At 61.7% G+C, this 22,746-nt stretch carries 19 protein-coding genes; 9 read left to right on the top strand and 10 right to left on the bottom strand.

Translation table 11 applies throughout. From position 1 onward, the window contains the following. The first annotated feature begins 12 nt into the window (after window positions 1-12). The 3 genes from C1X29_RS25625 (at window position 13) to C1X29_RS25635 (ending at window position 3,540) form a co-directional block, all read left to right on the top strand. Window positions 13-690, top strand: coding sequence for a DUF1028 domain-containing protein (locus tag C1X29_RS25625; RefSeq protein WP_039766940.1), 678 nt, complete (start codon window positions 13-15; stop codon window positions 688-690). Then, window positions 687-1,835, top strand: a complete 1,149-nt coding sequence (gene argE / locus C1X29_RS25630) for an acetylornithine deacetylase (RefSeq protein WP_102718667.1) — start codon at window positions 687-689, stop codon at window positions 1,833-1,835. Before C1X29_RS25625 ends, argE begins: the two co-directional genes overlap by 4 nt. Window positions 1,836-2,124: 289 nt before the next feature. Further along, a complete protein-coding gene (locus C1X29_RS25635) occupies window positions 2,125-3,540 on the top strand; it encodes a cytosine permease (RefSeq protein ID WP_102718668.1) in 1,416 nt (471 codons plus the stop codon). Window positions 3,541-3,610: 70 nt separating this feature from the next. Here C1X29_RS25635 and C1X29_RS25640 read toward each other — a convergent pair whose 3' ends face one another. Next, window positions 3,611-4,108 carry a helix-turn-helix domain-containing protein gene (locus tag C1X29_RS25640; protein ID WP_085746207.1) on the bottom strand — a complete coding sequence of 166 codons (498 nt, stop codon included), beginning with the start codon at window positions 4,106-4,108 and terminating at the stop codon, window positions 3,611-3,613. Window positions 4,109-4,207: 99 nt separating this feature from the next. Between C1X29_RS25640 and C1X29_RS25645 the strand changes: the two genes are divergently transcribed. Beyond that, a complete protein-coding gene (locus C1X29_RS25645) occupies window positions 4,208-4,846 on the top strand; it encodes an isochorismatase family cysteine hydrolase (RefSeq protein ID WP_085746206.1) in 639 nt (212 codons plus the stop codon). Beyond that, window positions 4,843-6,408, top strand: coding sequence for an aldehyde dehydrogenase (NADP(+)) (locus C1X29_RS25650; RefSeq protein ID WP_102718669.1), 1,566 nt, complete (start codon window positions 4,843-4,845; stop codon window positions 6,406-6,408). The genes C1X29_RS25645 and C1X29_RS25650 overlap by 4 nt, the downstream gene beginning before the upstream one ends. Before the next feature lie 45 nt (window positions 6,409-6,453). Here the strand turns inward: C1X29_RS25650 and C1X29_RS25655 are convergent, their stop codons facing one another. After that, window positions 6,454-7,116, bottom strand: a complete 663-nt coding sequence (locus tag C1X29_RS25655) for a M24 family metallopeptidase (RefSeq protein WP_102687091.1) — start codon at window positions 7,114-7,116, stop codon at window positions 6,454-6,456. A gap of 88 nt (window positions 7,117-7,204) precedes the next feature. Further along, window positions 7,205-8,086 (bottom strand): LysR family transcriptional regulator, encoded by an 882-nt coding sequence (locus C1X29_RS25660; protein WP_007950470.1) that lies wholly within the window; start codon window positions 8,084-8,086, stop codon window positions 7,205-7,207. 103 nt (window positions 8,087-8,189) lie between these two features. Between C1X29_RS25660 and C1X29_RS25665 the strand changes: the two genes are divergently transcribed. Further along, window positions 8,190-9,581 carry an aldehyde dehydrogenase family protein gene (locus C1X29_RS25665; protein WP_102718670.1) on the top strand — a complete coding sequence of 464 codons (1,392 nt, stop codon included), beginning with the start codon at window positions 8,190-8,192 and terminating at the stop codon, window positions 9,579-9,581. A 48-nt stretch (window positions 9,582-9,629) separates the two neighbouring features. On the opposite strand, the gene C1X29_RS25670 is transcribed toward C1X29_RS25665, so the two are convergent. Together C1X29_RS25670 and C1X29_RS25675 are read right to left on the bottom strand one after the other, a co-directional pair. After that, complete coding sequence (locus C1X29_RS25670) at window positions 9,630-11,162, bottom strand: MFS transporter (RefSeq protein WP_102718671.1); 1,533 nt, start codon at window positions 11,160-11,162, stop codon at window positions 9,630-9,632. Window positions 11,163-11,238: 76 nt separating this feature from the next. Further along, complete coding sequence (locus C1X29_RS25675) at window positions 11,239-12,069, bottom strand: oxidoreductase (protein WP_102687088.1); 831 nt, start codon at window positions 12,067-12,069, stop codon at window positions 11,239-11,241. Window positions 12,070-12,200: 131 nt separating this feature from the next. Here C1X29_RS25675 and C1X29_RS25680 point away from each other — a divergent pair, with 131 nt between their 5' ends. Further along, entirely contained in the window at window positions 12,201-13,106 is a 906-nt protein-coding gene (locus C1X29_RS25680) for a LysR family transcriptional regulator (protein ID WP_102718672.1), read from the top strand. 6 nt (window positions 13,107-13,112) lie between these two features. On the opposite strand, the gene C1X29_RS25685 is transcribed toward C1X29_RS25680, so the two are convergent. Then, the gene (locus tag C1X29_RS25685; protein WP_102718677.1) at window positions 13,113-14,282 is read right to left on the bottom strand and encodes a DUF1624 domain-containing protein; all 1,170 of its coding nucleotides are present in this window, start codon (window positions 14,280-14,282) and stop codon (window positions 13,113-13,115) included. Window positions 14,283-14,397: 115 nt separating this feature from the next. After that, a complete protein-coding gene (locus C1X29_RS25690) occupies window positions 14,398-17,427 on the bottom strand; it encodes an FAD-binding and (Fe-S)-binding domain-containing protein (RefSeq protein WP_102718678.1) in 3,030 nt (1,009 codons plus the stop codon). Between the two features lie 159 nt (window positions 17,428-17,586). On the opposite strand from C1X29_RS25690, the gene C1X29_RS25695 reads away from it, so the two are divergent. After that, window positions 17,587-18,471, top strand: a complete 885-nt coding sequence (locus C1X29_RS25695) for a LysR substrate-binding domain-containing protein (protein WP_102718673.1) — start codon at window positions 17,587-17,589, stop codon at window positions 18,469-18,471. Window positions 18,472-18,513: 42 nt separating this feature from the next. Here the strand turns inward: C1X29_RS25695 and C1X29_RS25700 are convergent, their stop codons facing one another. Next, the gene (locus C1X29_RS25700; RefSeq protein ID WP_102718674.1) at window positions 18,514-19,788 is read right to left on the bottom strand and encodes a glucarate dehydratase family protein; all 1,275 of its coding nucleotides are present in this window, start codon (window positions 19,786-19,788) and stop codon (window positions 18,514-18,516) included. A 24-nt stretch (window positions 19,789-19,812) separates the two neighbouring features. Continuing rightward, window positions 19,813-21,180: an MFS transporter gene (locus tag C1X29_RS25705; protein WP_102718675.1), complete on the bottom strand. Its 1,368-nt coding sequence runs from the start codon at window positions 21,178-21,180 to the stop codon at window positions 19,813-19,815. 126 nt (window positions 21,181-21,306) lie between these two features. Here C1X29_RS25705 and C1X29_RS25710 point away from each other — a divergent pair, with 126 nt between their 5' ends. Continuing rightward, window positions 21,307-22,206, top strand: a complete 900-nt coding sequence (locus C1X29_RS25710; RefSeq protein WP_064379392.1) for a LysR substrate-binding domain-containing protein — start codon at window positions 21,307-21,309, stop codon at window positions 22,204-22,206. A 142-nt stretch (window positions 22,207-22,348) separates the two neighbouring features. Here C1X29_RS25710 and C1X29_RS29540 read toward each other — a convergent pair. Beyond that, window positions 22,349-22,746: DUF6338 family protein (locus C1X29_RS29540; protein WP_102718676.1), on the bottom strand; the 398-nt coding region annotated here is incomplete at its 5' end.

Consider the following 22,746-nt stretch of genomic DNA (forward strand, 5'->3'; position numbering starts at 1 on the left):
AGGAGGCCACACATGACATTTTCCATCGCCGCCCGCTGCCCCGAAACCGGTCAGTTCGGCATCGCCATCAGCTCCTCCAGCATCGCCGTCGGCGCCCGCTGCCCGTGGCTGTTGCCGGGGGTTGGTGCGGTGTCGAGCCAGAACATCACTCTGCCGTCGCTCGGCCCGGAAGTGCTCGCCCTGATGGAGCAAGGTCTGGCGCCCGAGGCGGCGCTGGACAAGGTGCTGACCCGCAACGGCTACAGTCAGTACCGGCAGATCACGGCCATTAACCACCTCGGCCAGACCGCGCATTTCAGCGGCGCGCAAACCTTGGGCGTGCACAACGCCGTGTCGGGAGAGCAATGCGTGGCGGCGGGCAACATGCTCGCCGGGCGCTCGGTGATCGAAGCCATGGTCAGCGCGTTCGAAGAAGGCGAAGGTCAATTGGCCGATCGCCTGATCAAAGCCCTGCACGCCGCCCAGGCCTTGGGTGGTGAAGCAGGTCCGGTGCATTCGGCAGCCGTGGTCGTGGTGGGTGAACTGACCTGGCCCATCGTCAACCTGCGGGTGGACTGGGCCGATGAAGACCCGATCGGCCAACTGCAAAAACTGTGGGACGCCTATCGCCCGCAGTTGCAGGACTACATCGACCGCGCCCTCGATCCGGCCAAGGCGCCGGGCTACGGGGTTGCCGGAGACGACCGATGAGCGACAGCGTCGCGTTGCTCAAGACGCTGGTGGGGTTCGACACCACCAGCCGCGAGTCCAACCTGCAATTGATCGACTTCGTGCGCAGCTACCTCGAAAGTTTCGACGTGCCATGCGAGCTGATCTACAACGATGAGCGCAGCAAGGCCAATCTGTTCGCCACGATTGGCCCGGCCGATCAGCCGGGCATCGTGTTGTCGGGGCACACCGATGTGGTGCCCGTCGATGGCCAGCCGTGGACGCTGCCGCCGTTCGAACTCAGCGAGCGTGACGGCAAGCTTTACGGTCGCGGCACGGCGGACATGAAGGGCTACATCGCCTGCGTGCTGGCGCTGGTGCCGTCGTTGCTCGAAGCACCGTTGCGACTGCCGGTGCACATTGCTTTGTCCTATGACGAAGAAGTCGGCTGCCTCGGCGTGCGCTCGTTGCTCAAGGTGCTGGAGCAGCGTCCGGTCAAACCGCTGCTGTGCATCATCGGCGAGCCGACCGAACTCAAACCGGTGCTCGGGCACAAGGGCAAATTGGCAATGCGTTGCGATGTCCAGGGTCATGCCTGTCACTCGGCTTACGCGCCACTTGGGGTCAACGCCATCGAATGCGCCGCCGAGCTGATCGGCGAGCTGGGACGCATCGGCCGGCAACTCAAGGACGAGCACCTCGATCCGCGTTTCGACCCGCCGTACTCCACGGTGCAAACCGGCGTGATCAACGGTGGCAAGGCGTTGAACATCGTCCCCGCCGACTGTCGTTTCGACTTCGAAATCCGCGCCCTGCCCTCGCAGGATCCGGCGGTCGTCGCGCAGCAACTCAAGACCTATGCCGAACAGCAAATGCTGCCGCGCATGCGGGCCGTCAGCGAGCAGAGCGATATCCGTTTCAGCGAACTGTCGGCCTATCCGGGGCTGGCCACCGATGCCCGAAGCAAGGCTGCGGAATTGATCGCCACGTTCTGTGGTTCGGACGATTTCGGCACAGTGGCGTTTGGCACTGAAGGCGGATTGTTCGATGCGGTGGGGATTCCCACGGTGGTGTGCGGCCCCGGCAGCATGGATCAGGGCCACAAGCCGGACGAGTTCGTCAGCGTCGATCAGCTCACGGCCTGCGATGAGATGCTGCAACGGATGCTGGCGTCTATTCGCCTTTGAAAGACCGGTCTGGCTGCCGGATTCAAATCCGCAGCCGAGCCGCAATAACACCGACAGACAGCTGCTCCGATGGAGGTCAGCTGCGTTGTCGTTCATGGCGCTGAAACGCCCGAAACAGAGCGTTTCAACCTGACCGGAGAGCCTCGTTTTTTTAACGCCTGAAGCAACAAAACTACTAATTTATCTCTCACCTTTCCTTGCCCATGATCAACCCCAACAAGAAATGCGCCGTCCGTGCCGGCGCTCACTGAAGTACGTCCACGTACTCGTCCTTGCCTTGGAGTTCGTCATGGCCACCTCTGCATCAACGTCTGCACCGCTCATTGAAAAACACACGATCGGCTACGTGCCGCCCGAAGATCGCCACGGAAAGGTTCGGGATCTGTTCACCCTCTGGTTCGGCGGCAATATCGCGCCGTTGCCCATCGTCACCGGCGCCCTCGGCGTGCAGCTGTTTCACCTGAATCTGGTGTGGGGCATCGTCGCCATTCTGGTTGGTCATCTGGTCGGCGGTGTGCTGATGGCGCTGCACTCGGCGCAGGGCCCGCAGATGGGCATTCCGCAGATGATCCAGAGCCGCGCGCAGTTCGGCTCCCTCGGCGCGCTGTTGGTGGTGTTGATTGCCGGCGTCATGTACATCGGCTTCTTCGCCTCCAACATTGTGCTGGCCGGCAAGTCGCTGCATGGCGTGGTCGACAGCGTTCCGGTGCCGGTCGGCATCGTCATCGGTGCGCTGGGTTTGGGGATCATCGGGATCATCGGTTACCGCTTCATCCACGTGCTCAACCGCATCGGCACCTGGGTCTTGGGGATCGGTATCGTGATCGGCTTCGGCTACATCCTCACCCACATCCAGACCGATGATTTCCTCACGCGCGGCAGCTTCAACCTTTCGGGCTGGCTTGCGACGGTCTCGCTGGCGGCGCTGTGGCAGATCGCGTTTGCGCCTTACGTGTCGGACTACTCGCGTTACCTGCCGGCGAACGTGCCGGTGGCGGCGACCTTCTGGACGACCTATCTGGGATCGGCGCTGGGCTCGAGCCTGTCGTTCGTGTTCGGCGCCGTTGCCGTGCTGGCAACACCGGTGGGCATGGACACCATGGACGCGGTGAAACTCGCCACCGGCGCCATCGGCCCGTTGATGCTGGTGCTGTTCCTGCTCAGCGTCATCAGCCACAACGCCCTCAACCTGTATGGCGCGGTGCTGTCGCTGATCACCCTGGTGCAGACTTTCGCTTACCGCTGGATCCCGACCGCCAAGAGCCGCGCCGTGATTTCGATCATCGTGCTGCTGGCCTGCTGCTTCGCTGCGGTCGGCGCTTCGGCAGACTTCATCGGCCACTTCGTCGACATGGTGCTGGTGTTGCTGGTGGTGTTGGTGCCGTGGACCGCGATCAACCTGATCGACTTCTACGCCATCCACAAAGGCCAGTACGACATCGGCTCGATCTTCCAGGTCGATGGCGGCATCTACGGCCGCTACAACCCGCAAGCCTTGCTGGCGTATGCGATCGGTATCGCGGTGCAGATTCCATTCATGAACACGCCGCTGTACGTCGGTCCGGTGTCGGCGCACATCAACGGTGCGGACCTGTCGTGGGTGGTTGGCTTGCTGGTGACCTCGCCGCTGTATTTCTGGCTGGCGACTCGTGACAGTGCTTATCGTCGGCGGCTGACTTCCGGAAAACTGGCGGGCAGTCTGTAAGCCATTCGTTCTGAGCTGACACACGAAGGCCCTCGCAAATGAGGGCCTTTTTTGTTTTGGATGGAGCCGTCTATTTCGCCTTGAACGCCTCACGCCGCGCCTGCCGTTCCGCGGCGTACGCCTCTTGAGGCTGGCTGATCAAATCCTCACGGCGCAACACCTCACCGCAGTGATCGCACAACGGCCCGAGTCCGGCGCTGTGGTTGCAGTTCTTGTGGGTCATGTTCACCGCCAGCCCTTCCTCCGGCGACTTGCACCAGGTCTCGCCCCAGGCACGTAACGCAATCACCACCGGGTAAAACGCCTCGCCCTTTGCAGTGAGGTGGTACTCGTAGCGTTTCGGCCGCTCGTTGTACAAGCGACGCTCGACCAGTCCGTGCGCCTCCAGGCTTTTCAGACGGGCGGCAATCATCTGCGGCGTGCCGCCGGTCTGCGCCAGGATCTCGTCATAGCGGTGGCTGCCCATGAACAATTCGCGCAAAACCAGCACCGTCCAGCGGTCGCCGACGATCGCCTCGGCCCGGGAAATCGGGCACAGCGTGTCGGGAAGACTATCGTTTACAGCCATCAGGGCTTGCCTCTTTCACAGTTACTATGATTATCATATCAACACGATGCGGGAACAAGCCCTGAGCATCGATCACTCTCATTGCCGGAGTCCATCGTCATGTCGAAACCTCTCTATCCGCTCGACAGAACCGCCTACCTGCTGGTCGATCCGTACAACGATTTTCTCTCCGACGGCGGCAAGATCTTTCCGCTGCTCAAACCGATGGCAGAGCAGAACGGCCTGCTCGACAACCTGCGCAAACTCGATCGCGCCGTGCGGGCCCTGCCGATTCCGGTCGTCATCGTACCGCATCACCGCTGGGTAAAAGGCGACTACGAGAACTGGGATCACCCAACCCCGACCCAACAAAAGATCATGCACATGCACCACTTCGCGCGCGGCGAATGGGGTGGCGAATGGCACCCGGATTTCGCGCCGAAGGACGGCGACATCGTGGTTCAGGAACACTGGGGCTCCAGCGGTTTCGCCAACACCGACCTGGATTTTCGCCTGAAGCAGCAAGGCATCACTCACGTGATCATCGTCGGCCTGCTGGCCAACACCTGCATCGAAGCCACCGCGCGCTATGCGTCCGAACTCGGCTATCACGTCACGCTGGTGCGCGATGCGACCGCCGCGTTCAAAGAGGAAATGATGCACGCCGCCCACGAACTCAACGGCCCGACCTTCGCTCATGTCATCACCACTACAGACGAACTGATCGCCACTCTTCAGTCGCAGGGTGAAGCGAAATGAATCTGACCGGCCACCTGCTGATCGGCGCCACTGACATCGCCGCCACCGAGGGCACGATGAAGGCGCTGAATCCAGCGACCAACACGCTGATCGAGCCGGATTTTGCCTTCGGCGGCGCGGCGCAAGTCGATCAGGCTGCAACCCTCGCCGACGCGGCATTCGATAGCTATAGCCACACCTCGCTGACCGAACGTGCGGCGTTTCTGGAAAGCATCGCCGACAACCTCGACGCCGTGCGCGAAGAAATGGCTGCCCGGGCCGCGCTGGAAACCGGCCTGCCCCATGCACAACTGGAAGGCGAAGCCGCCAAAGCTGCGACCCAGTTCCGTCAGTTCGCCGAGGTGGTGCGCAAGGGGCGCTTTCTGCAACTGGCGATAGACCCGGCGCAACCTGATCGACAGCCGCGACCACGGATGGATCATCGCCTGCAGAAAGTTGCCATCGGCCCGGTGGCGATCTTCGGTGCGAGCAACTTTCCGATCTCCTATTCGGTGGCCGGTGGCGACACCGCGTCGGCACTTGCAGCCGGTGCGACGGTGATTCTCAAGGCGCACAACGCGCATCCTGGAGCCTCGGAAATCCAGGCTAGCGCCATCCGTAAAGCGGTGCAGAAGCATGGCTTGCACGAGGGTGTTTTTTCGATGGTGCGCGGTGGCGGCAATGCCATCGGTGAGGCGCTGGTCGATCATCCTTTGATTAAAGCGGTGACGTTCACCGGTTCAGAGGTGGGCGGCATGGCGCTTTATCGTCGCGCGCAGTTGCGGCCTGATCCGATTCCGGTGTTTACCGAAATGACCAGCGTCAACCCGACGTTCATTTTGCCCGCAGCGCTGTCCGCACGTGGCGGCGAAATCGGCGATGGCTTTATCGAACGGATGCTGGTGAATGTCGGTCAAGCCTGTCTGTGTCCGTCGATCCTGATCGCGGTCGAGGGCGAAGGTCTGCACGCGCTGCGCAGCGCCATGATCAAGCGAGTCAGCGAAGCGCCGGCACGCACAATGTTGACGCCGGGGATTCACGGTTCATACGTCAAAGGCCTGGTGGCGATGGAAAGCGTGGGAGCGAATCTGGTAGCGGTCGGCGCTCCGGCGGATGGCCAGTTTGAAGGGCGCTCGGCGCTGCTGGAAGTTGACGGTCAACGCCTGCTCAGCGAACCGGCGCTGGCCCATGAAGTGTTCGGTCCGGCGGCGCTGTTGGTAACGGTCAACGATGAAGAAGAGCTGCTGGCGGTTGCCCGTTCGTTCAAGGGCCAACTGAGCGCAGCCATTCACCTTGAAGACCGCGATCTGGATCTGGCCCGGCGTCTGCTGCCGATCCTCGAACGCCGCACCGGGCGCATCGTGGTCAACGCCTTTGCCCATCCGCAGGAAGTGACCTTCGCTACGGTACACGGCGGGCCGTTCCCGGCTACCTCGGACAGCCGCTTCACCTCGGTCGGCATGACCTCGATCGAACGCTTTTTGCGGCCGGTGGCGTATCAGGGCTTTCCCGATGCATTGCTGCCGGAGGTGTTGCGCGACGGTAATCCGCTCGACCTGCCCCGCAGCATAGACGGACAATAAAAAATGCCCGGTTCGGCGAATCACCGAACCGGGCAAGCTTTTCAATCAAATGAGCAGGTCTTCATAGAAAGCACCGTACGGAAGCTCAGGGTGTTCGATCTGGATTTCCAGAATCCACACACCGGCATTCGGAGCCTGGTCGAAGTCACCAAGATTGCCGCCGCGATAGATCGCGTGAGGGAAATCGCTGACCCGGTGGCCCTTGATGTCCAGGTTCAGTTTCCAGCCCATCGCCTCGGCCTGATCGGTGGCGTAACGGTACAGCCCGACACCGGTCACGCCCTGACGCCAGAAGGCTTCGACCTTGTCGAAGAGTTCTTTGGAGGCCGCCGCACAAGCGATCATTTGCGGATCGGAACCGGTGACGAACGTCGCCCCGGCATCGCCTTCATGGCCTTCCCAGACCACGCCCATGTCGATGAAGAAAATGTCGTTCTCACCCAGAATCGGATCGCCGTCGGAACGCGCCTTGAAGGTCTTCAGCGTGTTGGCGCCGAAGCGGATCAACAGCGGATGCCAGATCCGGTCCATGCCCAGTTCAACGAGAATTCTCTTGCCCCGTGCATGGGCTTCCGACTCGCGCATCCCCGGTTTGATCACCTTGGCAATCTCGTCCACGGCCTTCCAGGTCAACTGCTGGGCGTGGCGCATGGTATCCAGCACAAAACGCTCACCTACCGCTTCTTTTCCGCTCAGGGCTGTGGTCATCGCTGATTCCTTCTGGCTAATCGCTTGCGCTGTATAGTTTTTTATATTGCGAAACAGGACGCCTAAGATACAACCATGACACAACGTGTCAATTCTCTTCTGCGCGCACCACACCGCGCTCTTCCAGCAAGCGCACAAACATGCTCAGACTGCGCGAAACCGTACCCCGCCGCCATACCAGCCACGTCGTCAGATAGCGAAAATCCGACGCCAGCGGCCATACGCTGACCGTCGCGCAGCCGGGCATGCTTTGCAGCATGCTGCGCGGCATCAGGGCCAGGCCGGCGCCGGCACTGACGCAGGCGAGCATGCCGTGATAAGACTCCATTTCAAAAATCTTGCCGGGCACGGCAGCATCGGTGCTGAACCATTTTTCGAAGTGATGGCGATAGGAGCAGTTCGAGCGGAACGCATAGATGTTCTCGCCGTTCACGTCCGCCGCGCGCTGGATCGGCCCGTGATGCAGTGGCGAGATGATGACCATTTCTTCTTCGAACGCCGGGATGCCCTCCAGCGCCGGATGCAGAACCGGGCCGTCGACGAACGCAGCCGCCAGGCGTCCGGAGAGCACACCGTCGATCATCGTCCCGGACGGCCCGGTCGACAGGTCCAGATCGACCTTCGGGTGTTGCTGGTTATAGGTTGCCAGCAAACCGGGAATCCGCACCGCCGCCGTGCTTTCCAGGGAGCCCAGCGGGAACGCCCCTTGCGGTTCCTCCCCGGCCACCGTGGCGCGCGCTTCCTGGACCAGGTCAAGAATGCGCCGTGCGTACTCGAGAAAACTCCAGCCGGCCGGCGACAGGCGCAAGCGGCTTTTCTCACGGATGAACAGGTCGACGCCCAGATCTTCCTCCAACTGTTTGATGCGGGTCGTCAGGTTCGACGGCACGCGATGGATCTGCGCCGCCGCCGCGCTGATGCTGCCGTGCTCGGCAACAGCCTTGAAAATTTCCAGTTGCACCAGATCCACAGTAATTCTCCAATCGTGAAAGAAACGCTCTTTATTATTCAGTTTCCAGAAACCAAACGCCACCCTACTCTGAGCGCATCCACTGACCTCGCAGGACGATGCCATGAGCCCGATTTCCAGCCAGACCCACGCTATCTCGATCAATCCCGCCACCGGCGAGCAGATCGGTCATTACGCTTTCGAATCCGCCGAAGCCCTCGACGCTGCGCTGACCCGCGCCGCCTTCGGCTTCAACAAGTGGAAACGCAAACCGCTGCAGGATCGCTCCCGCGCCCTGACTGCGCTGGCCGGCGCGCTGCGTGACAGCAGCGAAGCCATGGCGACCATGATCACCCAGGAAATGGGCAAACCGATCGCCCAGGCCCGTGGTGAAATCGAGAAATGCGCCAAGCTCTGCGAGTGGTATGCCGAACACGGCCCGGCCATGCTCAACGCCGAAGCGACGCTGGTCGAAGGCGGCAAGGCGCGCATCGAATACCGTCCGCTCGGCCCGATCCTCGCCGTGATGCCGTGGAACTTTCCGATCTGGCAAGTGCTGCGCGGCGCCGTCCCGGCGCTGATCGCCGGCAACACCTACGTACTCAAGCATGCACCGAACGTGATGGGCAGCGCCTATCTGTTGCGCGACGCCTTCACCCGCGCCGGTTTCGCCGATGGCGTGTTTGAAGTGATCAACGTCACCCCGGAAGGCGTTTCCACCGCCATTGCTGATCCGCGCATTGCTGCCGTGACCCTGACCGGCAGCGTCCGCGCCGGCATGGCCATCGGCGCACAGGCCGGTGCCGCGCTGAAGAAATGCGTGCTGGAACTCGGCGGTTCCGATCCGTTCATCGTGCTCAACGACGCCGATATCGACGAAGCCGTGCAAGCAGCAGTGATCGGTCGTTATCAGAACTCCGGCCAGGTCTGCGCCGCCGCCAAACGTCTGATCATCGAAGAAGGCGTAGTCGAAGAATTCACCCGCAAATTCGTCGAAGCCACGCGCCAGTTGAAGATGGGCGATCCGTTGTCCGCCGACAACTACATCGGCCCGATGGCTCGTTTCGACCTGCGCGACGAACTGGATCAACAAGTGCGCGACACCCTGGAAGAAGGCGCCACCCTGCTGCTCGGCGGCGGCAAAGTCCAAGGACCGGGCAACTACTACGAGCCGACCGTACTGGCCGACGTCACCGACCGCATGACCTCGTTCAAACAGGAGCTGTTCGGCCCGGTGGCCTCGATCATCACCGCCCGCGACTGCGCCCATGCCGTGGCCCTGGCCAACGACAGCGAGTTCGGCCTGACTGCCACGATCTACACCGCCAACGTCGCCCTGGCCCAGCAACTGACCAGCGAACTGGAAACCGGTGGCGTGTTCATCAACGGCTACTCCGCCAGCGACCCGCGCGTGACCTTCGGCGGCGTGAAGAAAAGCGGTTTCGGCCGTGAGCTGTCGCACTTCGGCGTGCGCGAGTTCTGCAATGCGCAGACGGTGTGGCTGGATCGCCGTTGATCCAATGAAAAAAGCCCGGAAGCGTTTTGCGCTTCCGGGCTTTTTCATTTATGCCGCAGCCTGTTGGGGTTCCGACACCGTCCGATCTTTGCTTAATAGCCCCAGCACCACAGCCGCCGACACCAGGGTGATGATCGTCAGGATGTGCAGTAGATACTGGAACGCCGAGGCGTAACCCTGCACCAGCCGTTCGTTAGCCAACCCCGGAACTGTGTTGATCGCATGGGCCATGTCGCCAGTGGTCACCCGGTGCGCGGTCTCGGCAATCAGCGCTGCGTCTGCACCGCCGGCCACTGCTTGGAGATCCGTGTGTAGCAGCGAAGCAAGAATCGCCGCGACGCTGGCCAACGCAATCCCCTCACCCGCCACCCGCACCGTGTTGAATATCCCGGCCGCCATACCGGCGCGCTCTTTCGGCACCACGCTGACCGACAGTCCATCCATCAAGCCCCACGGCAGACCCGCGCCGATCCCGATCAATACCATCGGCACCACCAGCGCAAATTTCGGCTCGCCGACGTTGTACAGACTCAGCCAGTGCAGCCCCACGGCGGCAATCAGGAAGCCCACGCCCGACAGGATGCCGGCCGAGACAAACCGGGTCATGGACGCCGCCAGCATCGGCACCACCAGCATCGGCGCCGACAGCGCCAGCAACAGCAGGCCGGCATCGATTTCACTCAAGCCTTCGACACCGATAAAGCGCAGCGGCAGCATGACCACCAGCACGATGTAGCAATAGCAGGTGCCGATCGGCAGCATCTGCACGCCGACGAAGCGCGGAAAGCGGAACAGCGTCAGATCGAGCATTGGACGTTTGACGCGCATTTCGATGAAGACGAACAGCGCCAGCAACAACGCCGAAGCACCCAACAGACCGACCACTAACGGACTGCCCCAACCGCTTTCGGGCGCCTGGATCACTCCGAACGTGAACAGCGCCAGCATCGAGCTGAACGTCACGGTACCCGCCCAGTCGAGACCGCTGGCGTCGGGGTCGCGGGTTTCACGCATGCGCGGCAGGCCGAAGACCATCGCGATCACACCAATCGGCGCGGTGAACACAAAGATCGCGCGCCAGTTGAACGCCTCGATCAACGCTCCGGCCACCAACGGGCCGAACGCGAGACCGATACCAAACGTGGTGCCGAGCATGCTGTACGCACGGGTGCGCGCATGGCCTTCGAATTCCTGCGCCAACGCCGCCGAACCACTGGCCAGCGCCGCCGCACCGGCCACGCCCTGAATCGCCCGCAACACATCCAGCCAGAACACCGAAGGCGCCAGGCTCTGGGCAATCGACGCTGCGGTGAACAACAGCATGCCGGCGGTGAACAGGCGCTTGCGTCCATAGACATCGGCCAACGCCCCCGCCGCCATCAGCAGACTGCCGAACGACAACATGAACGCATTGGTGATCCAGGTCAGCGCCACAGGGCTGCCGCCCAGGTCACGGCCGATGGCCGGCGTCGCCACCGCGCCACCGGTAAAACTTAACGGAAGGACCAGCGCCGACAGGCAAATGGCCGCGAGGATCAGCAGCTTGTCGCGCGTGCCTTGGTGTTGGGAGACGTTTGTCATGATTTCATCCAATGAAAAGAAAATCAGGCTGCGATCAATAGAGCGCAGCCTGCGATAGCTTCAACGAGGGGCTAGGTCAGTCCTTGAAATCCGTGGACAGCGCCAGCTCATTCCACTCGGCCAACTCCTGCGCCACCAAACGGTTCTTCGCTTCGATCCGCGCGATCGTGTCGCTGCCCAGCGCCAGCCGCTGCGGCGGGTTCGGCGCGTTGACCAGCGCCAGCATCGCTTCGGCAAACTTCAGCGGATCGCCCGGTTGTGCATGGTTGGCCGCTTCGGCAAACGTGCGCATCTTGCCGACGGTTTCGTCATAGTCCGGCAGCACCAGCGCGGTCTTGATCAGCGATTGTTCGTCGAGGAAGTCGGTGCGGAAGAAGCCCGGTTCGACCACCGTGGCATGAATGCCCAGCGGCGCCAGTTCCTGATGCAGCGCTTCGCTGATGCCTTCCACTGCGAACTTGGTCGAGCCGTAGACACCCCAGCCCACGTAGGCCTGATAACCGCCAATCGACGAGATGTTGATGACCCGTCCACTGCGCTGGGCGCGCATGTGTGGCAGGACGGCGCGGGTGACGTTGAGCAGGCCGAACACGTTGGTGGCGAACAGGCGCTCGGTTTCGCTGGCGCTGGTTTCTTCGACGGCGCCCAACACGCCGAAGCCGGCATTGTTGATCAGCACGTCGATGCGGCCGAAGCGCTTGATGCCTGCTGCCACCGCTTGGTGGGCTTCCTCTTCGCGGGTGACGTCCAGCCTTACGGCCAGCAGGTTCGGGTGATCGCCGAGGCGGTCGGTGATGTCTTGCGGGTTGCGGGCGGTGGCAATCACCGCGTCACCGGCACGCAGGGCCTGTTCAGCGATAAGGGTGCCAAAACCACGGGAAGCTCCGGTAATCAGCCAGGTACGCATATCAACTCCTCCTGTCGGTGACCCTGGCGAGATTGCCGGGGCCTTCTTGATGAGTTGAGTCGACTTTAAAGCCGTGCTACTGATGTGATAATCCCAACAAATTTGCATGACTTTGTGAAAGGCGCTCACAAATGAAAAACCCGTCCACGACGGATCTGTCGATCTTTCTCTGCATTGCCCAGCACCTGAATTTCAGCCGTGCGGCGGTGGATCTGGGCCTGACGCCGTCGGCGCTGAGCCATTCATTGCGAGCGCTGGAAAATCGCCTCGGCGTGCGCCTGTTCAATCGCACCACCCGCAGCGTGGCTCTGACCGAGGCGGGCGAGCGGTTGTATGCGCGGCTGAAACCGGCGTTTCGCGATATCGAAGATGCGCTTGAAGACCTCAATCACTTTCGCGACAAGCCCTCGGGCAATCTGCGCATTACCTCCGGGCGCCAGGCGTGCGAGCTGGTGCTGCTGTCTATAGCCAGCGAGTTTCTGAAGATTTACCCGGATATTCGTCTGGAAGTAGTCGAGAGCGATGCGCTGCTGGATATCGTCGCCTCCGGATTCGATGCAGGTGTACGCTTCGGCAACCGGCTGGAAGCTGACATGGTGTCGATGCCCATCGGACCGAATCTGCGTTCAGTGGTGGTCGGCTCGCCCGGCTTTTTCGAACGACATCCCGCGCCACAGAAACCTGAAGATTTGCATGCCCTTCCCTGCATCCGACATCGGTTCCCGAGCGGCTCGATGTACCGCTGGGAATTCGAACGGGGTGGTATAGAACAGGAAGTCGAGGTCAACGGCCCCCTGACCCTGGGCGATGTCAGCCTGATGATCGGCCCGGCGTTGCAGGGCTTGGGACTGGCGTATGTGTTCGAGGACATGGCTCGCGAGCACTTGGCGAGCGGACGGCTGGTGCAGGTGCTGGCGGACTGGTGTCCGTACTATCCCGGCCTGCACCTGTACTACCCGAGCCGACGCCATATACCGGCGCCGCTCAAGGCGTTTATCGACTTCGCCCGCAATGCCCGCGAGGGCAAAACGAGCTGAGCCGTTCTACAGATACTTCAACCAGGCGATGTCACGGCGTCGGGCCTTCAGTGCCGAAAACCAGCGCACGGCCGGGAACAAAGCGACCGCCAGCACCATCGCCGCCAGCCACACCGCCGTCACCGACGAGAAACCGAAATAGGTGCCCTGATTGAGCCCGAACAGCGCCACGCCAATCAGGTACAGCACCTTCAGCGCATACAGGTGCAGCAGGTAGAAAAACATCGGCGCCGAGCCGAACACCGTCAGCCAGCGAATCCAGCGTCGATCCTGCGCGCGTTCGAATACCAGCAACAGCAGTAGCCCGACACTCAACGTCAACGTGATGAACAACAGCGACGGCGGGTATTTGGTGATGTTGAAAAAGCTCATCAGGGTTTGCACACCGCTGTCACCGAAAGCCCAGGGTTTCTCGCCGTAACCGTTGACCAGTCGTAGTCCGACAAAGCCCAGCAACCCGGCGACACCACCGATCAACAAACGGCGCTGGCGCACGCCGGCATCGGCTGCGCGAGCGAACCACGGCCCCAGCGCGTAACCCAGCCCGATCACGCCGATCCACGGCAACAACGGGTACGAGGTGCGCAGACGCAAAGTCTCGCCGGCCTCGATCCAACCGCGGTCATGCAGGATTGCCCATGGCACGTGCAGTGCCGACTCGGTTGCGAAGTGCAGTCCGTCGAGCAGGTTGTGCCCGGCGATGATCGCAACGCTCAACGTCAGCAGCAGCCAGCGTGGCAGCCAGACCAGCAGCGACAGCGCGATCATGCTCAGGCCGATCGCCCAGATCACTTGCAGGTAGATCACGGTCGGCGGCAGCTGGAACGTCCAGGCGAAATTCACCAGGGTGAATTCGAGCGCCACCAGAAACAAACCGCGCTTGAACAGGAAGGCACTGACGTCAGCCTTGCCGTCGTACTTCTCGCCGAACAGCCACGCCGACAACCCGGTCAGCAGCACGAACACCGGCGCGCACAGATGCGCCAGGGTGCGGCTGAAGAACAGCGCCGGTTCCGTGCTGGCGATGTCCATCGGGTCGCTGACCTGACGATGCAGCAGGAAAGTTTCGCGCACGTGGTCCAGCAACATGAAGAGAATCACCAGGCCACGCAGCGCATCAATGGACAGCAACCGGCCAGTCGCCAAGGGGGCAGAACGGGGAACCGCAATCGTCATGGAGGTATCGCAATCGAAAGGTTGATCGATGCGACCACCCGAAAGCGGTCGCATAATTTGCGTTACCTTATAACATGAAAAGCCGATCCAATCGCTAGCGATTCTCAAACGGCGATCACGCTGTGCGCAGGGTTTCCAGCACGACCTGCAACGGATGGCGCAGCTGTTGATCGGCCTGGCGCTTGACCTGACTGCGGCAGGAATACCCGGTGGCCAGCGCCTCGCCCTTCTCCACCGGCGCCTCGATCTGCTTCGCCCAGGATTGCTCGTAGATCACTGCCGAGGTCTGGCGATTGCGCGCTTCGTGTCCGTAAGTACCGGACATCCCACAGCACCCGGTGGCCTGGGTCGCCAGATTCAGGCCGACACGTTCGAACACCTGCTCCCATTGCCGGGTGGCGGCCGGGGCGTTGGTTTTCTCGGTGCAATGCGCCAGCAGGCGGAAGGTGTCCTCGCGGCGCTGATCGGCCTGCTCCGGCATGACCTTGAGCAACCACTCCTGCACCAGCGCCACCTCCGGGCATTTCTCCATCCCCGGCACTTTCAGATATTCCTGGCGATAGACCAGGGTCATCGCCGGATCGAGCCCCACCAGCGGCACCCCGATCTCGGCCAGCACGCGCAACTGCCCGGCATTGCGCAACGCCGCGCGATTGAACGCCGACAGGAAACCCTGCACGTGCAGCGGCTTGCCGTTGGCACTGAACGGTGCCAGGTAGACCTGATAGCCGAGACGCGAAATCAACTCGATCAGATCCGCCAGCAGCGGCGCCTCGAAATACCTTGTGAACGCATCCTGCACCAGCACCACGCTGCGTTCGCGTTGCGCTTGGGTCAGCGTCGACAACACGTCGACCGACGCAGGCTGAACCTGCCAGCGACGCATCGCCGCATGGAAATCGAAACGGCTAAGCAATGGCACATCGACCATGCCGCCAAGACGCTCGATCAAGCGACGACTGAACGAGGCGCCCATCAAGCCGTTATAGAGAAACGGAATCCGCGCCATGTACGGAATCGTGTACTCCAGCGAAGCAATCAGATAATCCCGCGCCGGCCGCAGATAACGTGTGTGATACAGCTCCAGGAAACGCGAGCGGAAGTCCGGCACGTTGACCTTCACCGGGCACTGCCCCGCGCAGGACTTGCACGCCAGGCAGCCGGCCATGGCGTCGTACACCTCGTGGGAGAAGTCCTGTTCCTGCGCACGGCTGTTGCGCCAGCGCTGCAGCAACGTGCTGAAAAACGGCGGACGGCGACTGGCATCGGCCAACACGTCGACACCCGCCTCGCCCTGCAAACGCAGCCATTCGCGAATCAGCGAAGCGCGGCCCTTCGGCGATTGCGCACGCTGGCGGGTGGCTTTCCACGACGGGCACATGGCGTCGTCGGGATCAAAGTTGTAGCAGGCGCCGTTGCCGTTGCAGTGCATGGCCGCGCCGTAGTCCTGCCAGACTTTTTCGTCGATCTGCCGATCGAGTTCGCCGCGCAGGGTCACTTCGTCGATCTTCAGCAATGCCGCGCCGGGAATGTTCGGCGTGGCGATCTTGCCCGGATTGAACTGGTTGAACGGATCGAACGCCGCCTTCAAGGCTTGCAGCGCCGGGTACAACTCACCGAAGAAGGCCGGCGCATATTCCGAACGCAGGCCCTTGCCGTGCTCACCCCACAGCAGGCCGCCGTAACGCTGGGTCAACGCGGCGACGCCGTCCGACACCGGGCGCACCAGTGCGGCTTGTTGTGGGTCTTTCATGTCGAGAATCGGCCGTACGTGCAGCACGCCGGCATCGACGTGGCCAAACATGCCGTATTGCAGCTTATGGCTGTCGAGCAGGTCGCGCAGTTCGGCGATGTACTCGGCCAGGTGTTGCGGTGGCACGGCGGTGTCTTCGACAAACGGCTGTGGCCGCGCTTCACCGGCGACGTTGCCGAGCAGACCCACTGCGCGTTTGCGCATGCCATAAACGCGATTCACCGCTGCATGACCGACAGCCAGCGTATGGCCCAGGCGCTCGACTGTGGCGTCAGTGCCCAGGTGCCGGACGAAGGCCTCGACCCGACCTTGCAGCTCCTCGGGATCGTCACCGCAGAACTCCACCAGGTTGATCCCCAGCGTCGGCCGCTCGGCGCTTTCCGGAAAGTACTCGGCGACGCCATGCCAGACGATGTCCTGCATCGCCAGCAACAGCACTTTGGAGTCGACGGTTTCAATCGACAGCGGCTTGAGCGCCATCAGCGCCCGGGCATCGCGCAAGGCATCCATGAAGCCGGCGTAGCGAATGTTCACCAGCATCGTGTGCTTGGGGATCGGCAATACGTTGAGTTTGGCCTCGACCACAAACCCCAGCGAACCCTCGGCGCCGCACAGCACGCTGTTGAGGTTGAAACGGTTGTCGGCCTCGCGCAGGTGCGCCAGGTCGTAGCCGGTCAGGCAGCGATTGAGATCGGGGAAGGTTTCCCGGATCAGCTCGCCCTGCTCATCAATGATCTGCCGCGCACAGCGATACACCTCACCGGCCCGGCCCTCGCGAGCACACTCCGCTGTCAGCTCGCTTTCTTCCAGCGGGCGACCGTGCAAGCGCTCGCCACCCCGCAGGACCATGTGCAGTTCCAGCACGTGGTCGCGGGTCTTGCCGTAGGTGCAACTGCCCTGGCCGCTGGCGTCGGTGTTGATCATGCCGCCGACCGTAGCGCGGTTGGAGGTCGACAGTTCCGGGGCGAAAAACAGCCCGGCGGATTTCAGGGCGGCGTTCAGTTGGTCCTTCACCACACCGGCCTGCACCCGCACCCAACGCTGTTCAACGTTGATTTCGAGGATGCGGTTCATGTGCCGCGACAAGTCGACGACGATGCCATCGGTCAACGACTGGCCGTTGGTACCGGTGCCGCCGCCGCGAGGCGTGATCACCACTTTCTGGTACGCCGGTTCGGCGATCAGGCGCGCCAGCAGCGCCACGTCGTCGGCGTCACGCGGGAATACCGCCGCTTGCGGCAAGCGCTGGTAGATCGAGTTGTCAGTGGCCAGCACCACGCGGCTGGCGTAGTCGGCACTGATTTCGCCGCGAAAACCGCCGGTTTCAAGGGCTTTGAGAAACTGTTGGTAATCGGTGTTCAGCGCGGTGGAAGGCGACAGCTGGGCAATCATCGGGAGGGCAATCTCGGTCAAAAACGGGCCGTGTGGCGGTGAACAGTTGTGCGCAATGAATGATTGCGTCACGCTCCCGCCATCTCATAGGCCTTATGTTCATTGCAGAGCGACGCCGGGACAACCGTAAAATCGACCCGCAATCCATGACTAAAACGAATGAATCCGCGAACCCTCACTCCCTCGATGTCGTTGCTGCTGGCGTTTGAAGCCGCCGCACGCCATGAAAGCTACACCCGCGCCGCCCACGAACTGTCGCTGACCCAGAGCGCGGTCAGTCGTCAGGTGCAGATTCTGGAAAAGATGCTCGGCATGCGCCTGTTCAGCCGCGAAGGCCGGCGGGTGATCCTTACCGACGTCGGGCGCATGTACCAACGCGAACTGTCCGAAGCCCTCGGCCAGATTCGCAGCGCGACGTTGAAGGCCATGGCGTTTGGCTCGGGCATCCACAGTTTGCGCCTGGCGACCCTGCCGACCTTCGGCTCCAAATGGCTGCTGCCGCGCTTGAAGGACTTCTACACCGCGCACCCGGGCATGACCGTGCACCTGCATTCACGCATCGAAACGATCGACTTCGACACCAGCGAAATCGACGCGGCGATTTGCGTCGGCGGCGGTGACTGGCCGGGGCTGACCGCCCACCGCCTGCACACTGAAGAATTGGTGGTGATCGCCAGCACGCAGTTGTCCGATACCGAACGTCTCACTGCCGACAAGGATATCGCCGGGCAACTGCTGCTCAACGTCAGCAGCAACGCTCAGGCCTGGTCCGAGTGGTTCAGTCATCACGCCCTGCCCCATCGCAGCATGCGCATCGGGCCGAGTTTCGAGATGACCTCGCACTTGATCCAGGCCGTACGCGCCAATATCGGCATCGGCCTGGTGCCGAGAATTCTGGTGGAGGATGAGTTGCACAACGGCGAGCTGCTGCAACTCGGCGAGCCGATCAGCAGCCGGCGCAGCTATTACCTGGTGTACCCGGCGCGCAATGAGTCGCTGGCGTCGCTGAAGGCGTTTCGCGACTGGTTGATGCGTACGCTCTGAAACAACAGAGGGCGCCGTTTGGCGCCCTCTGGTTTTGCTCACTCAAAATCGCGGCTTAACTGCTTTCCAGTCCGGCTTGTAGCGCTGCATCTGCCGTACATCATCGCGCTGGCGAATGCCGCAGGTCAGGTACTGGTCATGCAGCTTGCCCAGTTGATCGTGATCCAGTTCCAGCCCCAGGCCCGGTGCACGCGTGATCTTCACGCAGCCATCGACGATCGGCAGCTTGCCGCCCTTGATCACCTCTTCATCCGGCTCCTGCCACGGATAATGGGTGTCGCACGCGTAATCCAGATTCGGCACCGCCGCCGCCACGTGAGCCATCGCCATCAGGCTGATGCCCAGGTGTGAATTGGAGTGCATCGACACGCCGAGGCCGAAGGTATCGCACATTTTCGCCAGCGTCTGGGTGTCGCGCAGGCCGCCCCAGTAATGGTGATCGGCGAGGACAATCTGCACGCTGTTCAACGCGACGCTACGGCGGAATTCGTCGAAATCGGTGACCACCATGTTGGTCGCCAGCGGCAGCCCGGTGCGTTTGTGCAGTTCGGCCATCCCTTCGAGGCCCGGGGTCGGGTCTTCGTAATACTGCAGGTCATCACCCAGCAACTCGGCCATGCGGATCGAGGTTTCCAGCGACCAGTTGCCGTTGGGATCGATGCGCAGCGGATAACCGGGAAAGGCCTTTTTCAGCGCCTTGATGCACGCCACTTCGTGCTCCGGCGGCAGCGTGCCGGCCTTGAGCTTGATGCTCTTGAAGCCATAAGCCTCGATCATTCGCGCGGCCTGGGCGACGATCTGCTGTTCGTTCAGCGCCTCGCCCCAGTTGTCCGGTTTGTACGGTGAATCAACGTGCTGCGCATACTTGAAAAACAGGTAGGCGCTGAACGGCACTTCATCACGCACCGCCCCGCCCAGCAGGTCCACCAACGGCACATTCAAATAGCGCGCCTGCAAGTCGAGAAACGCCACTTCGAATGCCGAATACGCGTTACTGACGGCCTTGCTGGCGTGGGAACCGGGCGCCAGTTCGGCACCCGCCAGACTGGTTGGTTTGTTGGCAGCGACCGTGGCCTGAACGATGCGACGCAGCTGACTGAGGTTGAACGGATCGAGGCCGATCAACTGCGATTGCAACTGTTGCTGAATCGCCAGCGCCGGGGCATCGCCATAGCTTTCGCCGAGACCGATGTAACCGTTGTCGCTCTCGATCTCGATGATGGAACGCAGGGCGAACGGTTCGTGGATGCCACTGGCGTTGAGCAGCGGCGGATCACGGAAAGCGATCGGAGTGACGGTGACGCGAGTGATTTTCAAAATGACGCTCCTGTTGAGTCGGAATCAGTGGCTCGCCACCGGGTTGGCCGTCGGCGCAACGGCGGTTTCGGGTTCAGGCTTTGCCGGGGTTTTGCCTTTGGCGCCGGGCGCCATGCGGGCGAAGAAAATCACTACCGCCGCTATCAGCGAAGTCGCGGCCAGGCCATACAGACCGCCCTCGATAGAGCCGGTGGTCTGTTCCAGAAAACCGAACGCGGTCGGCGCAACGAAGCCGCCGAGGTTGCCGATGGAGTTGATCAGCGCGATCACCGCCGCTGCGATACGCGCATCGAGATAGCTTTGCGGAATCGGCCAGAACAGTGCCGAAGCAGCCTTGAAGCCGATGGCCGCAAAACAGATGGCGACGAAGGCGAAAATCGGCCCCCCGGTGGTGGACATGAACATGCCGAACGCGGCGATCACCAGAGTCAGCGCGACCCACGCCTGCTGGAATTTCCACTTGCCGGCCAGCGCCGCAAAGCCGTACATCGCGACGATGGAAATGATCCACGGCACCGAGTTGAGCAGTCCGACCTGGAAGTCGCCGAGGTTGCCCATTTTCTTGATCATGCTCGGCAGCCAGAAAGTGGCGCCATAGATGGTCAAGGCGATAGAGAAGTAGATGAAGCAGAACAGCGCGATCTGCCGGTCAGCCAACAGTTTGAACATCGAAGGTTTGGCGACGCGGGTTGCTTCGCGGGCACGCTGCTCCTCGGCGATCGCGGCCACCAGCGCCTCGCGCTCCTCTTCGCTCAGCCACTTGGCCTGGCGCGGATGGGATTGCAGCCAGAACCAGACAAACCCGCAGAGCACTACCGACGCGGCGCCTTCTATCAGGAACATCCACTGCCAGCCGTGCATGCCCAGGCCGCTGATGTGTAACAGCGCGCCGGATACCGGGCCGGAAATTACCGACGCGATTGCAGAACCGCTGAGAAACACCGCCATGGTCTTGCCACGCTCAGAGGCCGGCAACCATTGGGTGAAGTAATAAATGATCCCCGGGAAGAACCCGGCTTCGGCAGCGCCCAGGATGAAGCGCAGCACGTAGAAACTGGTTTCGCCTTTGACGAACGCCATGGCCATCGCCGCTGCGCCCCAGGTGAACATGATCCGCGTCAGCCAGGCGCGGGCACCGTAGCGTTGCAGAAGCATGTTGGACGGCACTTCAAACAAGGCGTAACCAATGAAAAACAGACCGGCGCCAAGGCCATAGGCAGCGGCGCCAATACCCAGATCGGTTTCCAGATGGCTGCGCACGAAGCCGATGTTGACCCGGTCGATGTAGTTGACGATGAACATCACCACGAACAACGGCAGCACATGGCGCTTGACCTTGGCGGCGGCGCGGGCGAGTACCGTGATGTCCGGCGGACTCTGGAGGGTATTCAAGGGGCAACTCCCGATCTTTGTTTTTGTAGGGATAGCGGTGGCCTTTGAGGCGTAGAACGATCATGGACGGGGCAATTGATCCCGTCTAATCTAACTTGGCATTCGATTGATACCTGGATTAGATCAATGTTCGAACTCACTCAACTGCGCTGCTTTACCACTGTCGCCACCGAACTCAACTTTCGTCGCGCTGCCGAGCGGTTGAACATGACCCAGCCGCCACTGAGCCGGCAGATCCAGTTGCTGGAGCATCATCTGGGCGTTGAGCTCTTCACTCGTAGTACACGCAGCGTGGCCCTCACAGCCGCCGGCCGAGCGTTCTTCATCGAGGCGCAGAATCTGCTTGAGCGCGCGCAACAGGCCGCCGTCACCGCCCGACGTTTTGCCGAGGGTGATATCGGTTCGGTGAACATCAGTTTTGTCGGCAGCGCGGTGTACGAGTTCTTGCCCAAGGTCATCGCCGAGGCGCGCCTCAAGCAGCCGCAGGTGAAGATCGACCTGACCGAAATGAACACCTATCAGCAACACGAGGCCCTGCGCGCCCGACGCATCGATCTGGGCATCGTCCGCGCGCCGTTGCTGGAACCGGGCTACGCCACCGAATGCCTGGTGCGCGAGCCGTTTGTGCTGGCGGTGCCGAGCGGCCATCGACTGGCCGAGGCTGACGACGTTTCAGTGAAGGATCTGGATGGGCAGCCGTTCCTGATGTATTCCCACGCCGCCTATCCGCCGTTCAACGAATTGCTGACCGGCATGCTGCGTTCGGCCCGGGTCGCGCCGGATTACGTGCAGTGGCTGGGGTCTTCGCTGACGATTCTGGCGCTGGTCAACGCGGGCATGGGGCTGGCGCTGGTGCCGCGTTGCGCGACCAGTGTGGTGTTCAGGAATGTGGTATTTCGCGAGATCGATCTGGGCGAAGGGGTGCAGAGCGAGCTGCATCTGATCTGGCGGGAGAACAACGACAACCCGGCGTTTGCGATGTTGCTGGAGGGCATTCGCCGGGCGGTGAAGGATGGATGGGGCTAGGAATGGGTATGAGGATATGGAGGGTACTTCGGCGGAGGAGGTGCCTTTGATGCCTCGATCAATGGTTTCTCCAGCCGCTTTCCGTCCGGCCCTACAAAAAGACGCTTTATATGTGGCGGTATTGGTTGTGATGCCCTGGCGGTCATGATGAACCCTCTGATACAGGGCTGAATTCAACCCATTTAACCCTTGTGGAATCTATCAACAAAAATTCCGCACTAATAGGCACCTCCGTTCCATCCTCGTTGATCCAGCAGGGATACTGCATCACAAACTGCCCGCTGGTTGACTCGGGTGGCCAGTCAACCGGCCACCCTAGAACGCGCCTTTCATCATCCAAATGCAGGGTGATAACGCGATCATATTTCGCAAATGCGCTGAACCATTGACCGGGGTAGGAAGATTGTTTCGTGACGTTTCTGCTGCGCAACCAACCATGTAACTTGCCATTCGCTGACAGGCAACAGGCCAACAACCCGAGTACCAGCGATGCAAAAAATGCCCACAACGCTTCAGCCTTCGCATCCCACTTCCCTACAG

The sequence above is a fragment of the Pseudomonas sp. GW456-12-10-14-LB2 genome, assembly GCF_002884345.1.
Lineage (GTDB): Bacteria > Pseudomonadota > Gammaproteobacteria > Pseudomonadales > Pseudomonadaceae > Aquipseudomonas > Aquipseudomonas paraglycinae.